This is a genomic window from Leifsonia poae (assembly GCF_050632865.1).
In the GTDB taxonomy this organism is placed as follows: Bacteria; Actinomycetota; Actinomycetes; order Actinomycetales; family Microbacteriaceae; genus Leifsonia; species Leifsonia poae_B.
Map to the genome: position 1 here is coordinate 1 of NZ_JBODSA010000004.1, position 19,638 is coordinate 19,638.

15 protein-coding genes and 3 pseudogenes are annotated in these 19,638 nt (G+C 71.8%); all 18 read right to left on the minus strand.

Features of this window, described 5'->3' with window-relative positions:
* The coding region (locus ACRAWB_RS17585; protein WP_431354545.1) for an HGxxPAAW family protein at window positions 1-190 on the minus strand (190 nt) is incomplete at its 3' end.
* Window positions 191-259: 69 nt separating this feature from the next.
* Window positions 260-955: a Trp biosynthesis-associated membrane protein gene (locus ACRAWB_RS17590; protein ID WP_431354546.1), complete on the minus strand. Its 696-nt coding sequence runs from the start codon at window positions 953-955 to the stop codon at window positions 260-262.
* Window positions 945-2,476, minus strand: a pseudogene (locus ACRAWB_RS17595) (anthranilate synthase component I). Before ACRAWB_RS17595 ends, ACRAWB_RS17590 begins: the two are co-directional and overlap by 11 nt.
* A 5-nt stretch (window positions 2,477-2,481) precedes the next feature.
* Complete coding sequence (gene hisI / locus ACRAWB_RS17600; protein ID WP_431354547.1) at window positions 2,482-2,877, minus strand: phosphoribosyl-AMP cyclohydrolase; 396 nt, start codon at window positions 2,875-2,877, stop codon at window positions 2,482-2,484.
* On the minus strand, window positions 2,874-3,638 hold the full coding sequence (gene hisF / locus ACRAWB_RS17605) for an imidazole glycerol phosphate synthase subunit HisF (RefSeq protein ID WP_431354548.1): 765 nt from the start codon (window positions 3,636-3,638) through the stop codon (window positions 2,874-2,876). The genes hisI and hisF overlap by 4 nt, the downstream gene beginning before the upstream one ends.
* A pseudogene (gene hisG, locus ACRAWB_RS17610) lies at window positions 3,638-4,476 on the minus strand (ATP phosphoribosyltransferase). Before hisG ends, hisF begins: the two are co-directional and overlap by 1 nt.
* 43 nt (window positions 4,477-4,519) lie before the next feature.
* The gene (locus tag ACRAWB_RS17615; RefSeq protein WP_431354549.1) at window positions 4,520-4,783 is read right to left on the minus strand and encodes a phosphoribosyl-ATP diphosphatase; all 264 of its coding nucleotides are present in this window, start codon (window positions 4,781-4,783) and stop codon (window positions 4,520-4,522) included.
* Between the two features lie 21 nt (window positions 4,784-4,804).
* Complete coding sequence (rpe, locus tag ACRAWB_RS17620; RefSeq protein WP_431354550.1) at window positions 4,805-5,467, minus strand: ribulose-phosphate 3-epimerase; 663 nt, start codon at window positions 5,465-5,467, stop codon at window positions 4,805-4,807.
* A gap of 10 nt (window positions 5,468-5,477) precedes the next feature.
* A pseudogene (locus ACRAWB_RS17625) lies at window positions 5,478-6,897 on the minus strand (RsmB/NOP family class I SAM-dependent RNA methyltransferase).
* Window positions 6,894-7,814 carry a methionyl-tRNA formyltransferase gene (fmt, locus tag ACRAWB_RS17630; protein WP_431354551.1) on the minus strand — a complete coding sequence of 307 codons (921 nt, stop codon included), beginning with the start codon at window positions 7,812-7,814 and terminating at the stop codon, window positions 6,894-6,896. Before fmt ends, ACRAWB_RS17625 begins: the two are co-directional and overlap by 4 nt.
* Window positions 7,815-8,344: 530 nt before the next feature.
* Window positions 8,345-10,414, minus strand: coding sequence for a primosomal protein N' (locus tag ACRAWB_RS17635; RefSeq protein ID WP_431354552.1), 2,070 nt, complete (start codon window positions 10,412-10,414; stop codon window positions 8,345-8,347).
* A gap of 2 nt (window positions 10,415-10,416) precedes the next feature.
* Window positions 10,417-11,610: a methionine adenosyltransferase gene (metK, locus tag ACRAWB_RS17640; protein ID WP_363809194.1), complete on the minus strand. Its 1,194-nt coding sequence runs from the start codon at window positions 11,608-11,610 to the stop codon at window positions 10,417-10,419.
* Between the two features lie 35 nt (window positions 11,611-11,645).
* Window positions 11,646-12,947, minus strand: a complete 1,302-nt coding sequence (locus tag ACRAWB_RS17645; protein WP_431354809.1) for a bifunctional phosphopantothenoylcysteine decarboxylase/phosphopantothenate synthase — start codon at window positions 12,945-12,947, stop codon at window positions 11,646-11,648.
* 85 nt (window positions 12,948-13,032) lie between these two features.
* Window positions 13,033-13,293, minus strand: a complete 261-nt coding sequence (gene rpoZ / locus ACRAWB_RS17650; RefSeq protein ID WP_064109190.1) for a DNA-directed RNA polymerase subunit omega — start codon at window positions 13,291-13,293, stop codon at window positions 13,033-13,035.
* A 106-nt stretch (window positions 13,294-13,399) separates the two neighbouring features.
* Window positions 13,400-14,341 (minus strand): guanylate kinase, encoded by a 942-nt coding sequence (gene gmk, locus ACRAWB_RS17655; RefSeq protein ID WP_431354553.1) that lies wholly within the window; start codon window positions 14,339-14,341, stop codon window positions 13,400-13,402.
* Window positions 14,334-15,197: an orotidine-5'-phosphate decarboxylase gene (gene pyrF, locus ACRAWB_RS17660; protein ID WP_431354554.1), complete on the minus strand. Its 864-nt coding sequence runs from the start codon at window positions 15,195-15,197 to the stop codon at window positions 14,334-14,336. The genes gmk and pyrF overlap by 8 nt, the downstream gene beginning before the upstream one ends.
* Window positions 15,194-18,481: a carbamoyl-phosphate synthase large subunit gene (gene carB / locus ACRAWB_RS17665; RefSeq protein ID WP_431354555.1), complete on the minus strand. Its 3,288-nt coding sequence runs from the start codon at window positions 18,479-18,481 to the stop codon at window positions 15,194-15,196. Before carB ends, pyrF begins: the two co-directional genes overlap by 4 nt.
* Window positions 18,481-19,623: a glutamine-hydrolyzing carbamoyl-phosphate synthase small subunit gene (carA, locus tag ACRAWB_RS17670; RefSeq protein ID WP_431354810.1), complete on the minus strand. Its 1,143-nt coding sequence runs from the start codon at window positions 19,621-19,623 to the stop codon at window positions 18,481-18,483. The genes carB and carA overlap by 1 nt, the downstream gene beginning before the upstream one ends.
* Window positions 19,624-19,638 lie beyond the last annotated feature (15 nt).

Sequence of the window (19,638 nt, forward strand, 5' to 3'; positions counted from 1 at the left end):
AGCCCGCACGCTTCATGACCCAGCCCACGATGAGGCCGATGATCGCGAGTCCCGCCGCCGCCCACACGATGATCGGGGCGTCGAAGAAGAACGCGATCGCGCCGATGGTGAAGGCGACCAGCATGATGATCACGGCCGTCCACGCCGCCGGCGAGTGACCGTGGCCTGGTTCGACTGACTCGCTGCTCATGGGACTCCTGCACGTCGGGTGCACGCCGCCGGGCGCGCACGGGGGATGGAACGCACCCAGTCTAGTGGTTCAGCGCGTGGGGTCGTCGCCCCGCGTCAGCTCGTCCCAGCTGTCGATGGCGGTGTCGCGGTCGAGCGTCTGGGGCCCCCCGGGCGTGTCGTCTGCGGCGTCCGCGGCAGACTCATCGTCCTCCGCGGCCTCCGAAACGACCTCCTCGGCCGGGCGGCCGTCCTCCCCCGCGAACCGGGTCTGGTACTTGCGCGACGGCCCGGGCCACAGGCGGGAGAACACGATCACGGCCGCGCTCGCGAGCACGATCACGACACCCGCGACGATGGCGAGCCACGGCCAGAACTGCGTCTCGACGGAGTGCACGAGGTGGCGGACGGAGGCGTCGCCGGCCACGCCTGTCGCGGACGTGATGGCCGAGGCGGACGCGCCCACCGCATCCGACACCGCGGTGATCGCCGACAGGAGGACGGAGACCCCGAGCAGGATGCCGAGCAGCGCGAGCACGATCCGGAACACCGGACCTGCGATCGCCAGCGCAGCGGTCAGCGCCAGACCCGCGAGCGCGAGGGCGGTGAGCGCAGGGGCGGCCACTGATCCGGCCACGCTGATCGTGGCGGAGTGGTTCGCGGTGTCGGTCAGGCGGATGCTGAACCAGGTCTGCGTCGCGGCGAGCAGGGCCAGGCCGCTCCCCACGACGAGGAGCAGCATCGTCGTGTACTTGACCCGACGCCCGGCTGCCACATCAGCGGGCATTGGGCACCCGCTTCATCGCGTTCGCCACCGCGACCGCACGCAGCGGTGCCGCGGCCTTGTTGACGGACTCCTGGAACTCGCTCTCGGGCACCGAGTCGGCGACCAGTCCCCCGCCGGCCTGCACGCGCGCGACGCCGCCAAGGATCGTCGCGGTGCGGATCGCGATGGCGAGGTCCGCGTCCCCTGCGAAGTCGAAGTAACCGATCACGCCGCCGTAGACGCCGCGCTGCGCGGGCTCCAGCTCGTCGATGATGCGCAGCGCCATCGGCTTCGGCGCGCCCGACAGCGTGCCGGCCGGGAAGGTCGCGCGGAACACGTCGATCGCGGTCGCGTCCGGACGTAGGTCGCCCTCCACCGAGGACACGATGTGCATGATGTGGCTGAACCGCTCGATGCGCATGAACTCCGTCACCTCGACGGTACCGGCCTCGCACACCTTGAGCAGGTCGTTGCGGGCGAGGTCGACGAGCATCAGGTGCTCGGCGCGCTCCTTGTCGTCGGCGAGGAGGGACGCTTCGAGGTCGAGGTCTTCCTCGGGGTCGCTCCGCGGGGACGGGAGCCGGCGATGGGATGCGTGAACGCGCGTCCCTCCTGCACCTTCACCAGCGCCTCGGGCGACGATCCGACGATCTGGTACGCCTCGCCGTCCGGCTTCTCGAGGGAGAGCAGGTACATGTACGGGCTGGGGTTCAGGGCGCGGAGCACGCGGTAGACGTCGAGCGCGGGAGCGGTGCACTCCAGCTCGAAGCGCTGCGAGATGACGACCTGGAAGATGTCGCCGTCGACGATGCGCTCCTTCGCCGTGACGACGGAAGCCAGGAAGTCCTCGCGTGGGGTGCGGGAGACGGGCTCGGCGGGCGTGAGGAGATCGACCTCCTCCAGCCACGCCTCCGACGGCTGCGACAGCTCGCGCTGCATGCGGTCGAGGCGGCCCTGCGCGTCCGCCCACAGGGTCTCGGTGTCGTCGGTGCCGTCGGCCAGGGCGTTGGCGATGAGCTTCACGTACCCGGATCTATGGTCGATCACGACGAGGTCGGCGACGAACGCGAGCGCCTGGCCCGGCACGTCGAGGTCGGCCGGCGGCGCGTCGGGCAGCCGCTCGATCTGGCGGATGGCCTCCCAGCCGATGAACCCGACCAGACCGCCGGTGAGGGGCGGCAGGCCCGGGATGCGCGGCGTCTGCCAGCGGGCGTGGAGCGCCGCAAGGGCCTCCAGCGGCCGGAGCGTCGCCGCCGTGCCGAGGGCGCGGTCGGCGGAGAGGCCGTAGTCGAGCCAGCGCACGTCGTCGCCCTGCTGCGTGAGCACGCCGAAGGAGGCGGCGCCCACGAACGAGAAGCGGGACCAGATCCCGCCCTGCTCGGCCGACTCCAGCAGGAAGGTCCCCGCGCGGCCGGCGGCGAGCTTCCGGTAGATGCCGACCGGCGTCTCCCCGTCGGCGAACAGCTCGCGGACCACAGGGACCACGCGATGCTCCGCCACGAGCGCGTCGAACGCCTCGCGCTCGGTCGTGGCGGCGGGCATCCGGATCACAGGTCGGCCGCCTCGATGTCGGGACTCGCGCCGACCTCGGGCTGCAGCACGTCCGCGTCGAAGCACGTCCGGGTCCCGGTGTGGCAGGCGGCGCCCACCTGGTCGACGGTCACGAGCAGGGTGTCGCCGTCACAGTCGAGCGCGACGCCCTTGACGTACTGGACGTGGCCGGACGTGTCGCCTTTCCGCCAGTACTCCTGGCGCGAGCGCGACCAGAACGTCACGCGTCCCTCGGTCATGGTGCGGCGGAACGCCTCGGCGTCCATCCACCCCATCATCAGCACCTCGCGGGTGTCGTACTGCTGGATGATCGCGGGCACGAGGCCGGTGTCGGTGAAGCGGATGCGCTCCAGCACCGCCTCCGGCTTCGTGGTGCTCGTGGTGTCGCTCATCGTCGGACCTCCATCCCGGCCGCGGCCAGTTCGTCCTTCACCTGATCGATGGTCAGTTCGCCCTGGTGGAACACGCTCGCGGCGAGCACCGCGTCGGCCCCCGCCTCGATCGCGGGCACGAAGTCGCCGAGCTTGCCGGCGCCGCCGGATGCGATCACCGGGACCGTGCTCAGCGCGCGCATCTCGCGGATGAGCTCCAGGTCGAACCCCTCCTTGGTGCCGTCGGCGTCGATGGAGTTGACCAGCAGCTCCCCTGCGCCCAGCTCGATCGCCCGGCGCGCCCACTCCAGCGCATCGAGGTCGGTCTCGGTGCGCCCGCCGTGCGTGGTGACGACGAACCCCGACGGCGTCGCCGCCGAGCGCTTCACGTCCAGCGACAGCACGAGCACCTGGGCGCCGAAGCGCGCGGCGATCTCGGCGATCAGCTCTGGTCGCGCGATGGCGGCCGAGTTGACGCCCACCTTGTCGGCGCCGTGGCCGAGCAGCTTCGCCACGTCCTCCGGGCTGCGCACGCCGCCGCCGACCGTGAGCGGGATGAAGACCTGCTCGGCCGTCGCGCGCACCACGTCATAGGTGGTGGCGCGCTCGTCGACCGTGGCGGTCACGTCGAGGAAGGTCAGCTCGTCGGCTCCCTGCTCGAAGTAGCGGGCGGCGAGCTCGACGGGATCGCCCTGGTCGCGCAGGTTCTGGAAGTTGACGCCCTTCACGACGCGGCCGGCGGCCACGTCCAGACAGGGGATGACGCGGACCGAGACGCCCATCAGATCCTCGCGGCGTGGATGGAGGTGACCAGGATGGCGCGCGCGCCGAGCTCGTACAGCGCGTCCATGATGTGGTTGGTCTGGTCGCGCTTGATCATCACGCGGACGGCCACCCAGTCGGGCTCGCCGAGGGGCGACACCGTCGGCGACTCGACGCCCGGCGTGAGGGCGACCGCAGCATCCAGGAGTGCCACCGGCAGGTTGTAGTCGATGAGCACGTACTGGCGGGCGACCATGACGCCCTGCAGCCGGCGGACCAGCGTGTCGACGCCCGCCGCCTCGGAGGGCGACGAGATGAGCACGGCCTCCGACTCCAGGATGACCGGGCCGAAGATCTCCAGACCCTGCTTGCGCAGCGTCGAGCCGGTCTCGACCACGTCGGCGACCGCGTCCGCGACGCCGAGCCGCACGGCCGACTCCACGGCGCCGTCGAGCTTGATGAGGGACGTGCTGACGCCGTTCTCGCCGAGGAAGGCGCCGACCAGGCCCGGGTAGCTCGTCGCGACGCGCTTGCCCTCCAGGTCGGCCAGCTCGGTGAAGACCCCGCGGGGCCGGCGAAGCGGAAGGTGGAGGCGGCGAAGTCCAGCGCCTCGATCTCGGCGGCCGGTGAGCCGGAGTCGAGCAGCAGGTCACGGCCGGTGATGCCGACGTCGAGCGCCCCGGAGCCGACGTAGGTCGCGATGTCGCGCGGCCGCAGGTAGAAGAACTCGACGCCGTTACGGGCGTCGGTGACGATGAGCTCCTTGGGGTCGCGGCGGCCGATGTACCCGGCCTCGTGCAGCATCTGCGCCGCGGTCTCGGAGAGGGATCCCTTGTTGGGGACGGCGATCTTCAGCATGTTCGGTCTTTCGTGTCGACGATTCGTGGATGGGGGCGAGCCATCACAGATGTCGGTACACGTCGGCCGGGGTCAGGCCCTTCGCGAGAAGCAGGACCTGCAGGTGGTAGAGCAGCTGGGAGGCCTCTTCGGCGAGCGCGTCGTCGGACTCGTACTCGGCGGCCATCCACACCTCGGCGGCCTCCTCGACGATCTTCTTGCCGATGGCGTGCACGCCGGCGTCCAGCTCGCGGACCGTGCCGGAACCCTCCGGGCGGGTGCGCGCCTTGTCGCTCAGCTCGGCGAAGAGGTCGTCGAAGGTTTTCACCGTTCTAGCGTAGCGGGCGCGTCAGTGCGCGTGCGCCGAGGCGGCGTCCCGGAGCGCTTGGATGCGGTCGGCGGGCTCACCGCGGAACACGCTGGAGCCCGCGACGAACGTGTCGGCGCCCGCGGTGGCCGCGGTGACGATCGTCTCCTCGGTGACCCCGCCGTCGACCTGCAGCCACACGTCGAGGCCGCGCGCCTCGACCGCCTCGCGGAGGGCGACCAGCTTCGGCATCATCTCGGGCATGAACGACTGGCCGCCGAATCCCGGCTCGACCGTCATCACGAGCACCTGGTCGAACTCCTCCAGCAGGTCGAGATACGGCTCGACGGCGGTGCCCGGCTTCAGCGCGATGCCGGCCCGCGAGCCGATCGCGCGCAGGCGGCGCGCCAGCGAGATGGGGTCGTGGGCGGCCTCGGCGTGGAAGGTCACCGAGTAGGCGCCCAGCTCGGCGTAGCCGAGGCCCCAGTGGTCGGGGTCGTCGATCATCAGGTGCACGTCGAGCGGGATGGGGCTGACGTCCTGGATGCGGCCCACCATCTGCGGGCCGAAGGTCAGGTTGGGCACGAAGTGGTTGTCCATCACATCCACGTGCACCAGGTCGGCGGTGTCGATCCGCTGCAGCTCGGACTGCATATTGACGAAGTCGGCGGCCAGGATGCTCGGGTTGATGCGCACGTGTCCCATGCGTTCCAGCCTAGGCCGGGGCGTCGGCGGTCTTGCGCAGCAGGGCGATGAACATGGCGTCGGTGAGGTGGCGGTGGGGCCACAGCTGCACCGTGTCCCCGTCGCCGGCGAGGTCCATCCGCTCGACGGTGAACGCCTGCATGAGCTCGGCGGTCGGCTCCAGCTGCAGGACGCCCGCGTGCCGGTCGAGCGCATCCTGGACGATCCCTCGCGTCTCGGCGAGGTGGGGGAGCAGGTGACGTAGGCGAGCAGCCCGCCCGGCTTCAGCGCGGCGACGGCGGAGTCGAGCAGGGCGGCCTGCAGCACGGTCAGCTCCGCGACGTCACGCGGAGTCTTGCGCCAGCGCGCCTCCGGGCGGCGGCGGAGCGCGCCGAGTCCGGTGCACGGCGCGTCGAGCAGGATGCGGTCGAACGCCTCGGGATTCTCCTGCCCGACGACCACGCCGTCCTTCTCCCACACCGGGACCTCGAGCGGGACCGGCGCGAGCGCGCGGCGGACCAGCTCGGCGCGGGCGGGCACCAGTTCGTTGGCGACCAGGGACGCTCCCCCGGCCAGCGCCTCCGCCGCGAGCAGCGCCGCCTTGCCGCCGGGACCGGCGCACAGGTCGAGCCAGCGTTCGCCCGCCACGACGGGCTGCGCGCGCGTCAGTGCGAGGGCGGCCAGCTGGGAGCCCTCATCCTGCACGCGGATGCGGCCGTCCGCCTCCTCCACCAGGTGCTGCGGGTCTCCCCGCCGGTGGTGAACCCCGGAGGCGAGAAGCGGTCCGGGCGCGCGCCCTCCGGCTCCTCGGCCAGACCGGGCAGGGCGATGAGGTTGACGCGCGGGGCCGTGTTGTCGGCCTCCAGCAGCGCCTCCAGCTCGTCGCCGCGCCCCTCCGCGTCGAGCGACCGGCGGAACGCGCGGATCACCCAGACCGGATGCGAGTACAGGGCGGCGAGCCGGTCGTCCTCGTTCTTGGCGCGGCCGGAGACCTGCTGCTTCCACTCGTCCGGGGTGTGGCGGCCGATCTCGCGCAGGACGCCGTTGACGAAGCCGGTGCCCGAGCGGCTGCCGACGGTGCGGGCCAGGCCGACCGACTCGTTCACCGCCGCGTGCGCGGCGACCCGGGTGGACAGCAGCTGGTGCGCGCCGAGGCGCAGCACGTCGAGCAGCGGCGGGTCGATCTTGTCCACCGGACGTCCCGCGGCGATCTGGATGACGCGGTCGTAGTAGCCCTGCATCCGGAGCGTGCCATAGGTCAGTTCGGTCGCGAGGGCCGCGTCGGCGGGCGAGAGCGCGGCGCGGGAGATGCGGGTCGGGAGGAGCAGGTTGGCGTAGGCGTCGGACTCGCGCACCGCCTGGAGGACGTCGAAGGCGACCCGGCGGGCAGGCTGGACGTGCGTCTGCTGCGGGCGGTTGCCGCGACCGCGGGCGTCGGGGCGCGGGGTCACGAGAGCACCACGCCTTCGTCGCCCTGTGCCGCGCCGCGCATCCAGTCGGCCGCCGCCATCGCGCGCTTGCCCGCGGGCTGGACGGTGACCAGCTCGAGCGGGTCGGTGCCGGTGCCGACCAGGATGCGGCGGTCGCGTGTCTCCACGACCCCCGGGTCGAGTGGAGGCTCACCGTCGGTGCGGCGGGCGGCGAGGACCTTGAAGCGCTCGCCGCCGAGGAGCGCGAACGCGCCGGGCTCGGGAGTGACGCCGCGCAGGCGGGCGTAGACGCGGTGGGCCGGCTCGGTGAGGTCGAGGCGGGCGTCGTCGAGGGTCAGCTTGGGGGCCGGGCGGGGCTCGCCCTGCTGCGGGACGGCACGGGCGGTCCCGGCGGCGAGCGCGTCGGCGGTGTCGGCGAGCAGCGCGGCGCCGTCGACGGCCAGGGCGTCCAGCAGCTCGCCGGCGGTCTCATCCGGGCCGATGGGACGGCGCAGCTCGGCGTACACGTCGCCCGCGTCGAGCTCGGGGACGAGGCGGAACACCGCCGCCCCGGTCTCCGTATCGCCCGCGATCACCGCGTGCTGGACCGGGGCCGCGCCGCGCCAGCGCGGGAGCAGCGAGAAATGGAGGTTGACCCATCCCAGGCGCGGCAGCGAGAGCAGCGGCTCGCGCACGAGGCCGCCGTAGGCGACGACGACGCCGAGGTCGGGCGCCAGGTCGCGGATGCGGTCGGTGACCTCCTCCCGCAGCCGGTTCGCCTTGATCACCGGCAGCCCCATTCGCTCGGCCGCCTCGGCGACCGGCGACGGCGTGAGCACGCGCTTGCGGCCGAGGGGCGCGTCCTCGCGGGTGACGACGGCGACCACCTCGTGGCGCGCGGCGACGGCCTCGAGCGACGGGATGGCGACGGCCGGGGTGCCTGCGAAGACGATGCGCATGAAGGTTCTTTCGGTTCGGGACGGCCACCCAGCCTACTCCGCGCCGCGCCATCCCTCTGCGTGACGCAACACGCCGTCCCCCGTGCCTGCATTGCGGCGACCACACAGGCACGACCATCCACGGGACGCAACGCGCCGTTATGCGCGGGCGGTAGCGGCGCGTTGCGTCCCACGGATGCACCTGGTCGGCCCGACACGCCGTTATGGGCCGGGGCGTAACGGCGTGTTGGGACCAGTAGGTGGGGCGGCAACCGACCATCCATGGGGCGCAACGCGCCGTTATTCGTCCCGGCTGACGGCGTGTTGCGTCCCATGGATGCACCTAATGGGCCCGACACGCCGTTATGGGGTGGGGCGTAACGGCGTGTTGGGACCAGTAGGTAAGGCTGCAGCCGACCATCCATGGGACGCAACGCGCCGTCATGCGCGGGCGAATGACGGCGTGTTGCGTCCCATCGATGCACCTAATCGGCCCGACACGCCGTTATGGGGCCGGGCGTAACGGCGTGTTGGGACGAGTAGGTGGAGGGCTACAGGATCTCGGGATCGTCGAAGCGGACGCGGAGCGTCGGCGCGGGGCGGTAGCCGGGGCGGCCGGCGGGGGCGCGGCGGCGGCGGGTCGCGTTCTTGACGACGGCGGCGCGTACCGCGGCCGCGACGTCGGTGCCGTGCGCGTACTCGAACCGCAGCACCGCGCGCACCTGGTCCGGGCCGGCGCGCCGTGCCGACGCGCCGTCCGGCTCCACCGGCGCCGGGCCGAGCACGTCGATGAGGAGGGACGCGTCCACCGCCTCCAGCACCTCCGTCACGGTCGCCTCGGCACCGGTCACTGACGCCAGGCGGACGGCGGGCGGAAAGCGCAGCTCGCGGCGGTCCACCAGCTCGGCGTGCGCGAACTCGACCAGGCGGCCGGTCGCGAAGTCGCGGGCGAGCGGTCCGGACACCCCGACAAGCACGGTCGGCGCGCCCGGCGCCGCGAGGCCGGCCGCGCTCTGCCACCAGCGGAGGCAGTCCTCGGCGACGTGGAGGGATTCGCGGGCCAGCATCCGCTCGCCGTCCAGCAGCAGAACGGCCTGGTATCCGCCCTCGGCGATCGGCTCGGCGCCGCGGGTCGCGACGACGAGCGCCGGGGCCGAGCCGATGCGCTGGACGGGGTGGTCGCCGTCGGCGAGGATGACGCGCGTCCCGGGGAACGCGCGCCCCAGCTCCTCTGCGGTGCGCCCGGAGCCGACGGTCACCATCCGGAACCGCCGGTGCTCGCAGTGCTCGCACTGCCAGTCGGTGGCGAGGCGACCGCACACCGTGCACGACGGCGGTGCACCAGCCCGGGTCTGGTGGAGCGGCCCCTTGCAGTGCATGCAGCGCGCCGCCTGCCCGCAGTTCGCGCAGGCGATCACGGGCGCGTAGCCGGGGCGTGCGACCTGCACGAGCACCGGGCCGCGGGGTCGCCCGCTCGAACCGTCCAGCGCCTCGCGGGCAGTGCGCCACGCGGTCGAGGGGATGCGCGCCGCTCGCGCCATCGGCTCCGGCGCCTGCTGGTTGGCGGTGAGCACGATCTTCGGGGTGATCGCACGCTCGGGGCCGACGTCGCGCAGCCAGCCGAGCTCGAGCAGCCGCTGCGCCTCGACGCTCCGGATGTTGCCGCTCAGGATGAGCGCACAGCCCTCCAGCTCCTGGCGCACCAGGGCCGCATCCCGCGTGTTGACGTACGGGCTCAGGGGCTCGGCGTGCAGCGGGTCGCTGTCCTCCCAGACCACCAGCAGCCCGAGCCGCGACGCGGGCGCGTAGACCACCGATCGGTTGCCGATGACGATGCGCGGCCCGGACAGCGCCTCCAGGAATCCGCGGTACCGGTCGGCGTTCGCCTGGCCGGCGTCGGCGCGCACCACGGCCTCGGGAGGCGCGACGGCGGCGAGGGCGGCGGCGAGCTGTTCCAGGTCGCGGTGATCGGGGACGGCGATGATCGCGGTGCGGCCGCCGCGCCAGCAGTCCGCGGCCAACGCGGCCAGGGTGACGGCCCACTCCCCGACCCATGTCCCGTCGGGAAGCGGCACGAGCCGCGGGATGGCGCGCAGAGCGATCCGCTCGTCGCGCGCCACCGCATCCTCCAGCACCCGCTCCCCGTATCCGCGCACGGGGACGACCGGCCCTATCGCTCCCGTCGGTGGTGACATCCCGTCGCCATCGGAGGCGGAGGGAGACATGGGGTCACCACTCGACGCAGCGCGGGAGGCGAGCCAGGCCTTTTCGACCCGGACCATCCGGCCCGGGACCGCGAGGCGCAGGATGTCGCTGGCCGTGCCGGCGCTGCGGTCGGCGAGGCGACGCGCCAGCCTCCAGACCTGCGGCGTCAGGACGCGCGCGGGCGAGACGACCGCCTCGATCGGGCTCAGCGTCCCCTCGAACGCGTCGTCCGGCGCACCGACCTCGACGAGGTACCCGTCGGCCACCCGCCCGGCCGAGCGCAGCGGCACGCGGACGCGCACCCCGGGCACCGCGGCGTCGGCAAGCTCCTCCGGGATGGCGTAGTCGAAGAGATGGTCGAGCTGCGGGAGCGGGGAGTCGATGACGACCCGGGCGACCCGTGCGGCCGCCGCCACCCTCAGAGTCCTGCGGCCGAGCGCAGGTCGTCGACGCGGTCCAGCCGCTCCCAGGTGAACTCGGGGAGCTCGCGGCCGAAGTGACCGTAGGTCGCGGTCTGCGCGTAGATCGGGCGCAGCAGGTCGAGGTCGCGGATGATCGCGGCCGGACGCAGGTCGAAGACGTCCTGGATGGCGCGGATGATGCGCTCCTCCGGCACCTTCGCGGTGCCGAACGTCTCGACGTAGAGGCCGACCGGCGCCGCCTTGCCGATCGCGTACGCGATCTGCACCTCGAGGCGGTCGGCGAAGCCCGCGGCGACGGCGTTCTTGGCGACCCAGCGCATGGCGTACGCGGCCGAGCGGTCGACCTTCGACGGGTCCTTGCCCGAGAACGCGCCCCCGCCGTGACGGGACGCGCCGCCGTAGGTGTCGACGATGATCTTGCGGCCGGTGAGCCCGGCGTCGCCCTTCGGACCGCCGATCTCGAAGCGGCCGGTCGGGTTGATCAGCGTCCGGATGTGCGACGTCTCGAGCCCGGCGCCGTGGAGCACCGGGTTGATGACCTCCTCGACGATCTCGGCCTGCAGCTGCTCGTTGGAGACGTGCGGCGCGTGCTGCGTGGACAGCACGACCGTCTGCACCGACTTCGGCACAGCGCCCTCGTAGCCGATGGTGACCTGCGTCTTGCCGTCGGGACGGAGGTAGTCGAGCGTGCCGTCCTTGCGCACCGAGGCCAGGCGCTCGGCGAGGCGGTGCGCCAGCCAGATCGGCAGCGGCATGTACTGCGGGGTCTCGGTGGTGGCGTACCCGAACATGATGCCCTGGTCGCCCGCGCCCTGGCGGTCGAGGTCGTCGTGGCTCTGCTCGGCGCGGGTCTCGAGCGCGTTGTCGACGCCCTGCGCGATGTCGGGCGACTGCGCGCCGATCGAGATGGACACGCCGCACTGGGTGCCGTCGAAGCTCACGTCGGAGGAGTCGTACCCGATCTCGACCAGCTTGTTGCGCACGAGCGCGGGGATCTCGACGTAGCCGCGCGTCGTCACCTCGCCCGCGACGTGCACGAGGCCGGTGGTGACCAGCGTCTCGACCGCGGCCCGGCTGTGCGGGTCGACCGTGAGCAGCGCATCCAGGATGCTGTCGGAGATCTGGTCGCAGATCTTGTCCGGGTGACCTTCGGTGACGGACTCGGACGTGAAGAGACGCAGATCTGCCATGGGTTCTCCCTGGGTGGTGAGTGTGACCGACTCTGTCAGGCGATGACGTCGAGGATACGGTCGGCCACCGACAGCTTGCTGCCCGAGGCCTCCATCACTATATCGCCGCCCCTTCGGAGCACCACGACCTCGTTGCTCTCCGTTGCGAAGCCCTGCGACCAGCCCACCTGGTTGAGCACCAGGAAGTCGCTGCCCTTGTGCTCGAGCTTGGTGCGGCCCAGCTCGATGAGCGCCTGCGGGTCCGGCTCGGTCTCTGCCGCGAAGCCGACGACGACCTGCCCCTCGCGACGGTTCGCGGCGAGCCCGGCGAGGATGTCGGGGTTGGCGATCAGCTCGAGCGTCAGGGTGTCGCCCTGGTCGGCCTTCTTGATCTTGGACTCGCGGGTCTCGGCCGGCCGGTAGTCGGCGACGGCGGCGGTCATCACGACGATGTCGGCGGCGCGCGCGGCCTCGGTCACGGCCTCCTGCAGCTCCAGCGCCGTCTGCACCTCGATCAGCTCGACGCCTTCGGGCGGCTCGACCTCGAGGTGAGCGGCGATGAGGACGACCTCGGCGCCCCGCGCCTGCGCGGCGGCGGCGATCGCGACGCCCTGGCGCCCGCTGGACCGGTTGCCGAGGAACCGCACGGGGTCGAGCGGTTCGCGCGTCCCTCCGGCGGTCACGACCACGCGTTTGCCGGCGAGGTCCACACCGCCGCGCGGGAGGCGGGCGGCCTCGTTGGCCCGGCGGCGCTCGGACAGCACGACCACGTCGTTGACCGTGGATGCGGCCGGAAGCGCGATGGGGGCGGGCGCCTCGACCGCGCGCGGGGTGGCGCCGGCGGCGCGCAAGGCCGCGCGGACGATGACCTCGGGCTCCTCCATGCGGCCGGGGCCGGAGTCGTTGCCGGTGAGCTGCCCGCTCGCCGGGCCGACGATCGTCACGCCACGGCCGCGCAGGGTCGCGATGTTGGCGACGGTCGCCGGGTTGCGCCACATCTCGGTGTGCATCGCCGGCGCGATCACCAGCGGAGCGGTGGACGCGAGGACCGTGTTGCCGAGGAGGTCGTCGGCGATGCCGGCGGCGAGCTTCGCGATGGTGTTTGCCGTCGCCGGCGCGATCACGATGAGGTCTGCGGACTGCCCGATCGCCACATGCCGCACCTCGGCGACGCCCTCGTAGAGGTCGGTCGCGACCGGATTGCGGCTGATCGCCTCCAGCGTCGGCCGCCCCACGAACCGCAGCGCCGCCTCGGTGGCGACCACGTGCACCGAGTGACCTTCGAGGACCAGCGCGCGGATGACTCCGACGGCTTTATATGCGGCGATGCCGCCGGTCACTCCGACGACGACGGTCAATCGTGGGCTCAACGGCGGCACCTCTCCTCGGCCGGGGGCTCCCCGGCTGCGACGGTCTGCGGCTGTACTGCTGCTGGGTCTCGCGTTACTCCGCGGAGATGGGCTTGATGACGAGCTTGTCCTCGTTGATCTCGTGCAGCGCCACCGACAGCGGCTTGTCGTCGACCGAGGAGTCGACCAGCGGGCCGACGTTGTCGAACAGGCTGCCCTCGTGCAGGTCGGCGTAGTAGTCGTTGATCTGGCGGGCCCGCTTGGAGGCGAAGATCACGAGCGCGTACTTCGACTCGACGCGCGACAGGAGGTCGTCGATGGGCGGGTCGATGATGCCGTTGTTGCTGGTTGCCATTGCGGGCTGCTCCTTGTTCTGGGCGACCGGGCGCGGTGACCCGATCGACGGCCGCGTCACGCGGCCGGGGACGGTGGGCGCGCCTGCGAGGGCGCGGGAAGAGGGCTCACGGACGCGACGGCGCCGCGCGGACCTTCATCAAGTCTACGACCTCGCGGGCCGCGGTCGCGACGTCGTGGTTGACGACCTTGTAGTCGAACTCGTCCTGGGCGGCCAGCTCGACCTTCGCGGTCTCCAGCCGTCGCTGCTGTTCGGCGGCGTCCTCGGTGCCGCGGCCGATGAGGCGGCGGACCAGCTCCTCCCACGTCGGCGGGAGCAGGAAGATCAGCCGCGCCTCCGGCATCGACGCCCGCACCTGGCGTGCGCCCTGCAGGTCGATCTCGAGGAGGACGCTGCGGCCGGCGGCCAGCGCCTTCTCGATGGGCGCCCGCGGCGTCCCGTAGCGGTAGGCGTTGTGCACGGTCGCGTGCTCCAGGAGCTCGCCCTCGACGATCATCCGGTCGAACTCGGCGTCGTCGACGAAGTAGTAGTTGACGCCGTCCACCTCGCCGGGACGCGGCTTGCGGGTGGTCGCGGAGACCGAGAGCAGCACATCCGGGTAGTTCTCGCGGATGTAGGTCGAGACCGTGCCCTTGCCGACCGCGGTCGGGCCCGCGAGCACGACGAGGCGGTTGCGCTGGCGCAGGCTCCGGTTCTCACGTTCGATCAGGAACTCGCGGAGGCGCAGCCGCTGGTGCCGGCCGAGGCCGCCGAGCCGCTTGGCGGGCGAGATCTGGAGGCGGTCCAGCGCATCCTGCATCTTGGTCTGCCCGATCGCGGGCACGCTGAGCAGGAATTCGGTCACCCGCAGACGGCCCTCGACGCCCTCCGGGTCCGCGGTGGCGTGATCGAGGACGGTCAGCGGCGAGACCTCACGGGACGCGATGGTCGCCTTCACGGCGGCGCGTGCGCGGCGTGCGGCCACGGCGGCCTGCGAGGCGGCCTGCCGGTCGACCTCGGGCGGAGCGGGACGGGCGGCGCGGTCGGAGGATGCTGCGGCGTCAGACATGCGCGGCCCGCACCTCCTCGGCGCGGCGGTCGATCGCCTCCGCCAGGCCCTGCGGGCCCGCGTTCAGCAGCCCGCGGGACTCGCTCACGATCACGCCGCTCGCGAGCGACCCGAACAGCCGGGGCGCGTCCTCGACCTTCGCGCCCTGGTGGCCGAAGCCCGGGGCCAGCACGGGCAGGGCGGGTGTCCGCTCCCCCGCGGTGTGGACGTCGATCCCGTAGTCGGCGAGCTCGACGGTCGCGCCGAGCACCAGCCCGACGGTGCCGAACGGGCGCCGGCCCGGCTGCTCCTGGTTGAACGAATGCACGTCTTCGATGATCGCACGAGCAACAGACCGCCCGGTCCACGGGCCGCTCTGCACGATCGCCTGCTGCACGGCCGCGGCCTCCGGATTGGAGGTGGCTGCCAGCACGAACAGGCCCTTGCCCGCGCGCTCCCCCAGCGCCATCGTGTCGGCCAGCGACCCGACGCCCATGTACGCGGCGACGGTGAGCGCATCGGCCTCCAAGGGCGAACCCGGAGTCAGCCAGGCCTCGGCGTACGCCGTGACGCTCGTGCCGATGTCGCCGCGCTTGGCGTCGGCGATCACCAGCAGCCCGGCCTCGCGCGCGGCGGCCAGCACCTCCTCCAGGGCGGCGTACCCGGCCGCGCCGAACCGCTCGAAGAACGCGACCTGCGGCTTGACGATCCCCGCGCGTCCGGCGGCGGCCTCCACGACCGTCAGCCCGAACGACCGCAACCCATCGGCGCTCGCCGGCAGCCCCCACGCCTCCAGAAGGTGGGCGTGGGGGTCGATGCCGACGCAGAGCCGGCCGCGCTCGGCGAAGACCTGCGCGAGCCGGTCGCCGAACGTCATACGCGTGCGGCCCTCTCCACGGCGTACTCCTGCAGCGACTTCACATCGAAGCCCTCGCGGATCGCGTCCAGCGACGCGACCGCGGCGCTCAACTCGGCGATGGTCGTGAACAGCGGCTTGTCCGCCGCCACGGCCGCGGCGCGGATCTCGTACCCGTCGGCGCGCGCCGAGCGCCCGCTCGGGGTGTTGATCACCACATCCACCTCGGACCGGTTGATGATGTCGACGATCGAGTCTCCGCCGGACTCCAGCGCGTCGCTGTGCTTGCGCACGATACGCGCCTCGATGCCGTTGCGGTTCAGCACCTCGGCGGTGCCCTCGGTGGCGACGATCCCGAACCCGAGCTGCGCCAGGCGCAGGACCGGCAGGACGACGGCGCGCTTGTCGCGGTCGGACACCGAGACGAAGACCGTCCCGGTCAGCGGCATCCCGCCGTAGGCCGCGGACTGGCTCTTCGCGAACGCGGTCGGGAAGTCCTTGTCGATGCCCATGACCTCGCCGGTCGAGCGCATCTCCGGGCCGAGCACCGAGTCGACGACCGTCCCCTCCTTGGTCCGGAACCGCTTGAACGGCAGCACGGCCTCCTTGACGGCGACGGGCGAGTCCATCGGGATGAGCGAGCCGTCCTCGGCGGGCAGCAGGCCCTCGGCGATCAAACCGTCGATCGTCTCGCCGACCATGAGGCGCGACGCGGCCTTCGCCAGGGGGATGCCGAGCGCCTTGGACACGAACGGCACGGTCCGGGACGCGCGCGGGTTCGCCTCCAGCACGTAGAGCACGCCGGCGCCGATCGCGAACTGGACGTTCAGCAGGCCGCGGACGCCGATCCCCTCGGCGATCTTCAGCGTCGCTTCGCGCACGCGGTCGATCTCGCGGCGGCCGAGCGTGATCGGCGGGAGGGTGCACGACGAGTCGCCGGAGTGCACACCGGCCTCCTCGATGTGCTCCATCACGCCGCCGATGTACAGCCGCTCACCGTCGTAGAGCGCGTCCACGTCGATCTCGATCGCGTCGTCGAGGAAGCGGTCGACCAGCAGCGGATGCGACGGCCCGACGATCCCCTGGCCCGCGACCCGCTCGAAGTAGTCGGCGAGCGAGGCGTTGTCGTACACGATCTCCATGCCGCGGCCGCCGAGCACGAAGCTCGGGCGGACCAGCACCGGGTAGCCGATCTGCTCGGCCGCGTGCGCCGCCGACGGGTAGTCGACCGCGGTGCTGTTGCGCGGGGCGACCAGGCCGGCGTTCTCGAGGATCCCGGCGAACAGGCCGCGCTCCTCCGCCAGATCGATCGCCTCGGGCGTGGTGCCCAGGATCGGGACGCCGGCGGCCTCCAGGCCCTTCGCGAGCCCGAGCGCGGTCTGGCCGCCGAGCTGCACGACGACGCCGACGAGCTCGCCGGTCTGCGACTCCGCGTGGATGACCTCCAGCACGTCTTCCAGCGTCAGCGGCTCGAAGTAGAGCCGGTCGCTGGTGTCGTAGTCGGTGGAGACCGTCTCCGGGTTGCAGTTGATCATGATCGTCTCGAACCCGGCGTCGTGGAGCGCGAACGACGCGTGCACGCACGAGTAGTCGAACTCGACGCCCTGGCCGATGCGGTTCGGGCCGGAGCCCAGGATGACGACCTTGCGCTTGTCGCTCGGCTCCACCTCGGTCTCCAGGTCGTAGCTGGAGTAGTGGTACGGCGTGAGCGCAGGGAACTCGCCTGCGCAGGTGTCGACCGTCTTGTAGACCGGGCGGACGCCGAGGATGTGACGCACCTCGCGCACGTCCGCCTCGCCGAACCCGCGCAGCTCGCCGATCTGGGCGTCGGAGAAGCCGTGGTCCTTGGCGTAGCGCAGGGTCTCGGTGTCGAGCGTCGGCGCGTCCCGGATCAGGTCGGCGACCTCGTTGATCAGGACGATCTGGTCGATGAACCACGGGTCGATCTTCGAGGCCTCGAAGACCTGCTCCGGCGTCGCGCCCAGGCGGAGGGCCTGCTGCACGTCGACGATGCGGCCGTCGGTCGGCGTCGCGATGGAGGCGAGGAGTTCGTCCACCGTGCGCGTCTGCTCGCCCCAGTGGAACGACGACCCGCGCTTCTCCAGCGACCGCAGAGCCTTCTGCAGGGCGCTGGTGAAGGAGCGGCCGATCGCCATGGCCTCGCCGACCGACTTCATGGTGGTGGTCAGCGTGGGGTCGGCGGCCGGGAACTTCTCGAATGCGAACCGCGGCACCTTGACGACGATGTAGTCGAGCGTGGGCTCGAAGCTCGCCGGCGTCACCTTGGTGATGTCGTTCGGGATCTCGTCCAGGCGGTAGCCGATGGCCAGCTTCGCCGCGATCTTCGCGATCGGGAAGCCGGTCGCCTTGGACGCGAGAGCGGACGACCGCGACACGCGCGGGTTCATCTCGATGACGATGATGCGGCCGTTCTCGGGGTTCACCGCGAACTGGATGTTGCAGCCGCCGGTGTCGACGCCGACGGCACGGATGATGTCGATGCCGATGTCGCGCAGCTTCTGGTACTCGCGGTCGGTCAGCGTCAGCGCCGGGGCGACGGTGATCGAGTCGCCGGTGTGCACGCCGACCGGGTCGACGTTCTCGATGGAGCAGACGACGACCGTGTTGTCGGCGGTGTCGCGCATGAGCTCGAGCTCGTACTCCTTCCAGCCGAGGATCGACTCCTCGAGAAGCACCTCGCTGGTCGGGCTCTGGTGGATGCCGTCGCCGGCGATCCGGCGCAGCTCCTCCGGCGTGTACGCGAAGCCCGAGCCGAGGCCGCCCATGGTGAACGACGGGCGGACGACGAGCGGGTAGCCGAGGTCTTCCGCGAACTCGAGCGCTTCCTCGACCGTGTGGGCGATGTGCGAGCGCGCGACCTCGGCGCCGGCCTCGACGACCAACTCCTTGAAGATCTGGCGGTCCTCACCCTTCTGGATGGCCTCGAACTTCGCGCCGATGAGTTCGACGCCGTACTTCTCGAGGATGCCGTGCTCGTGCAGCTGCATGGCCGCGTTGAGCGCGGTCTGGCCGCCCAGGGTCGGCAGGATGGCGTCCGGCTTCTCCTTGGCGATGATCGTCTCGATGACCTGCCAGGTGATCGGCTCGACGTAGGTGGCGTCGGCGAAGTCGGGGTCGGTCATGATCGTCGCCGGGTTGGAGTTGACCAGGATGACGCGCACGCCTTCGGCCTTGAGCACGCGGCACGCCTGGGTGCCGGAGTAGTCGAACTCCACCGCCTGGCCGATGACGATCGGGCCGGAGCCGATGACGAGGACGGAGTTGATGTCGTCGCGCTTGGGCATCAGTTGTTCTCCTGGTCGTTGGTCGCCGACTCGCTGTGCTGGGCCCTGATCATGTCCAGGAAGCGGTCGAAGAGGTAGTTGGCGTCGTGCGGGCCGGCCGCCGCCTCCGGGTGGTACTGCACGCTGAAGGCGTTCAGGTCGAGGCAGTTCAGCCCCTCGACGACCTGGTCGTTGAGCGAGAAGTGGCTGACCTCGACGCGGCCGAAGCCGGCGGGCGAGTCGAAGGCGGCGTCGATGGGAGCCTTCACCGCGAAGCCGTGGTTCTGCGCCGTGATCTCGACCCGGCCGGTGCGCTTGTCGAGCACCGGCTGGTTGATCCCGCGGTGGCCGAACGGCAGCTTGTAGGTGTCGAGCCCGAGCGCGCGGCCCAGCAGCTGGTTGCCGAAGCAGATGCCGAAGTACGGCAGGCCGGCACGCAGCGTCTCCTGCAGCAGAGCGACGTGCTTGTCGGACGCCTGAGGGTCGCCGGGGCCGTTCGAGAAGAACAGCGCCGAGACGCCGAGCCCGAGCACATCCTGTGCCGACACCTGCTGCGGGAGCACGTGCACGTCGAGGCCGCGGGCGGCGAGGTTGTCGAGGGTCGACTTCTTGACGCCCAGGTCGAGCACGGCGACCGAGCCGACCTTCTCGCCGATGGCCGGTACCGTGTACGGCTCGACGGTCGAGACCTCGGCCGACAGGTTGCGGCCGCGCATCTTCTCGCCGGCGAGCACCAGCTCCAGCTGCTCGCTCTCGCTCAGGTCGAAGTCGTCGCCCGAGAAGATGCCGGAGCGCATCGCCCCGGCCGAGCGGATGTGACGGGTGACCGCGCGGGTGTCGATGCCGCTGATCCCCACCACGCCCTGCGCGACGAGGTCGTCGTCGAGGCTGCGCTGGGCACGGAAGTTCGAGACGACGCGGCTGGGTTCGCGGACGACGTAGCCGGCGACCCAGATCTGTCGCGACTCCATGTCCTCGTCGTTGGTGCCGGTGTTGCCGATGTGCGGCGCCGTCTGCAGGACGATCTGCCCGGCGTACGACGGGTCGGTCAGGGTCTCCTGGTAGCCAGTCATGCCGGTCGCGAAGACGGCCTCGCCGAGCGTGCGTCCGCGGGCGCCGTAGGCCCGGCCGACGTAACGTGTTCCGTCTTCGAGGACGAGCACCGCGGGGTCTGTTGC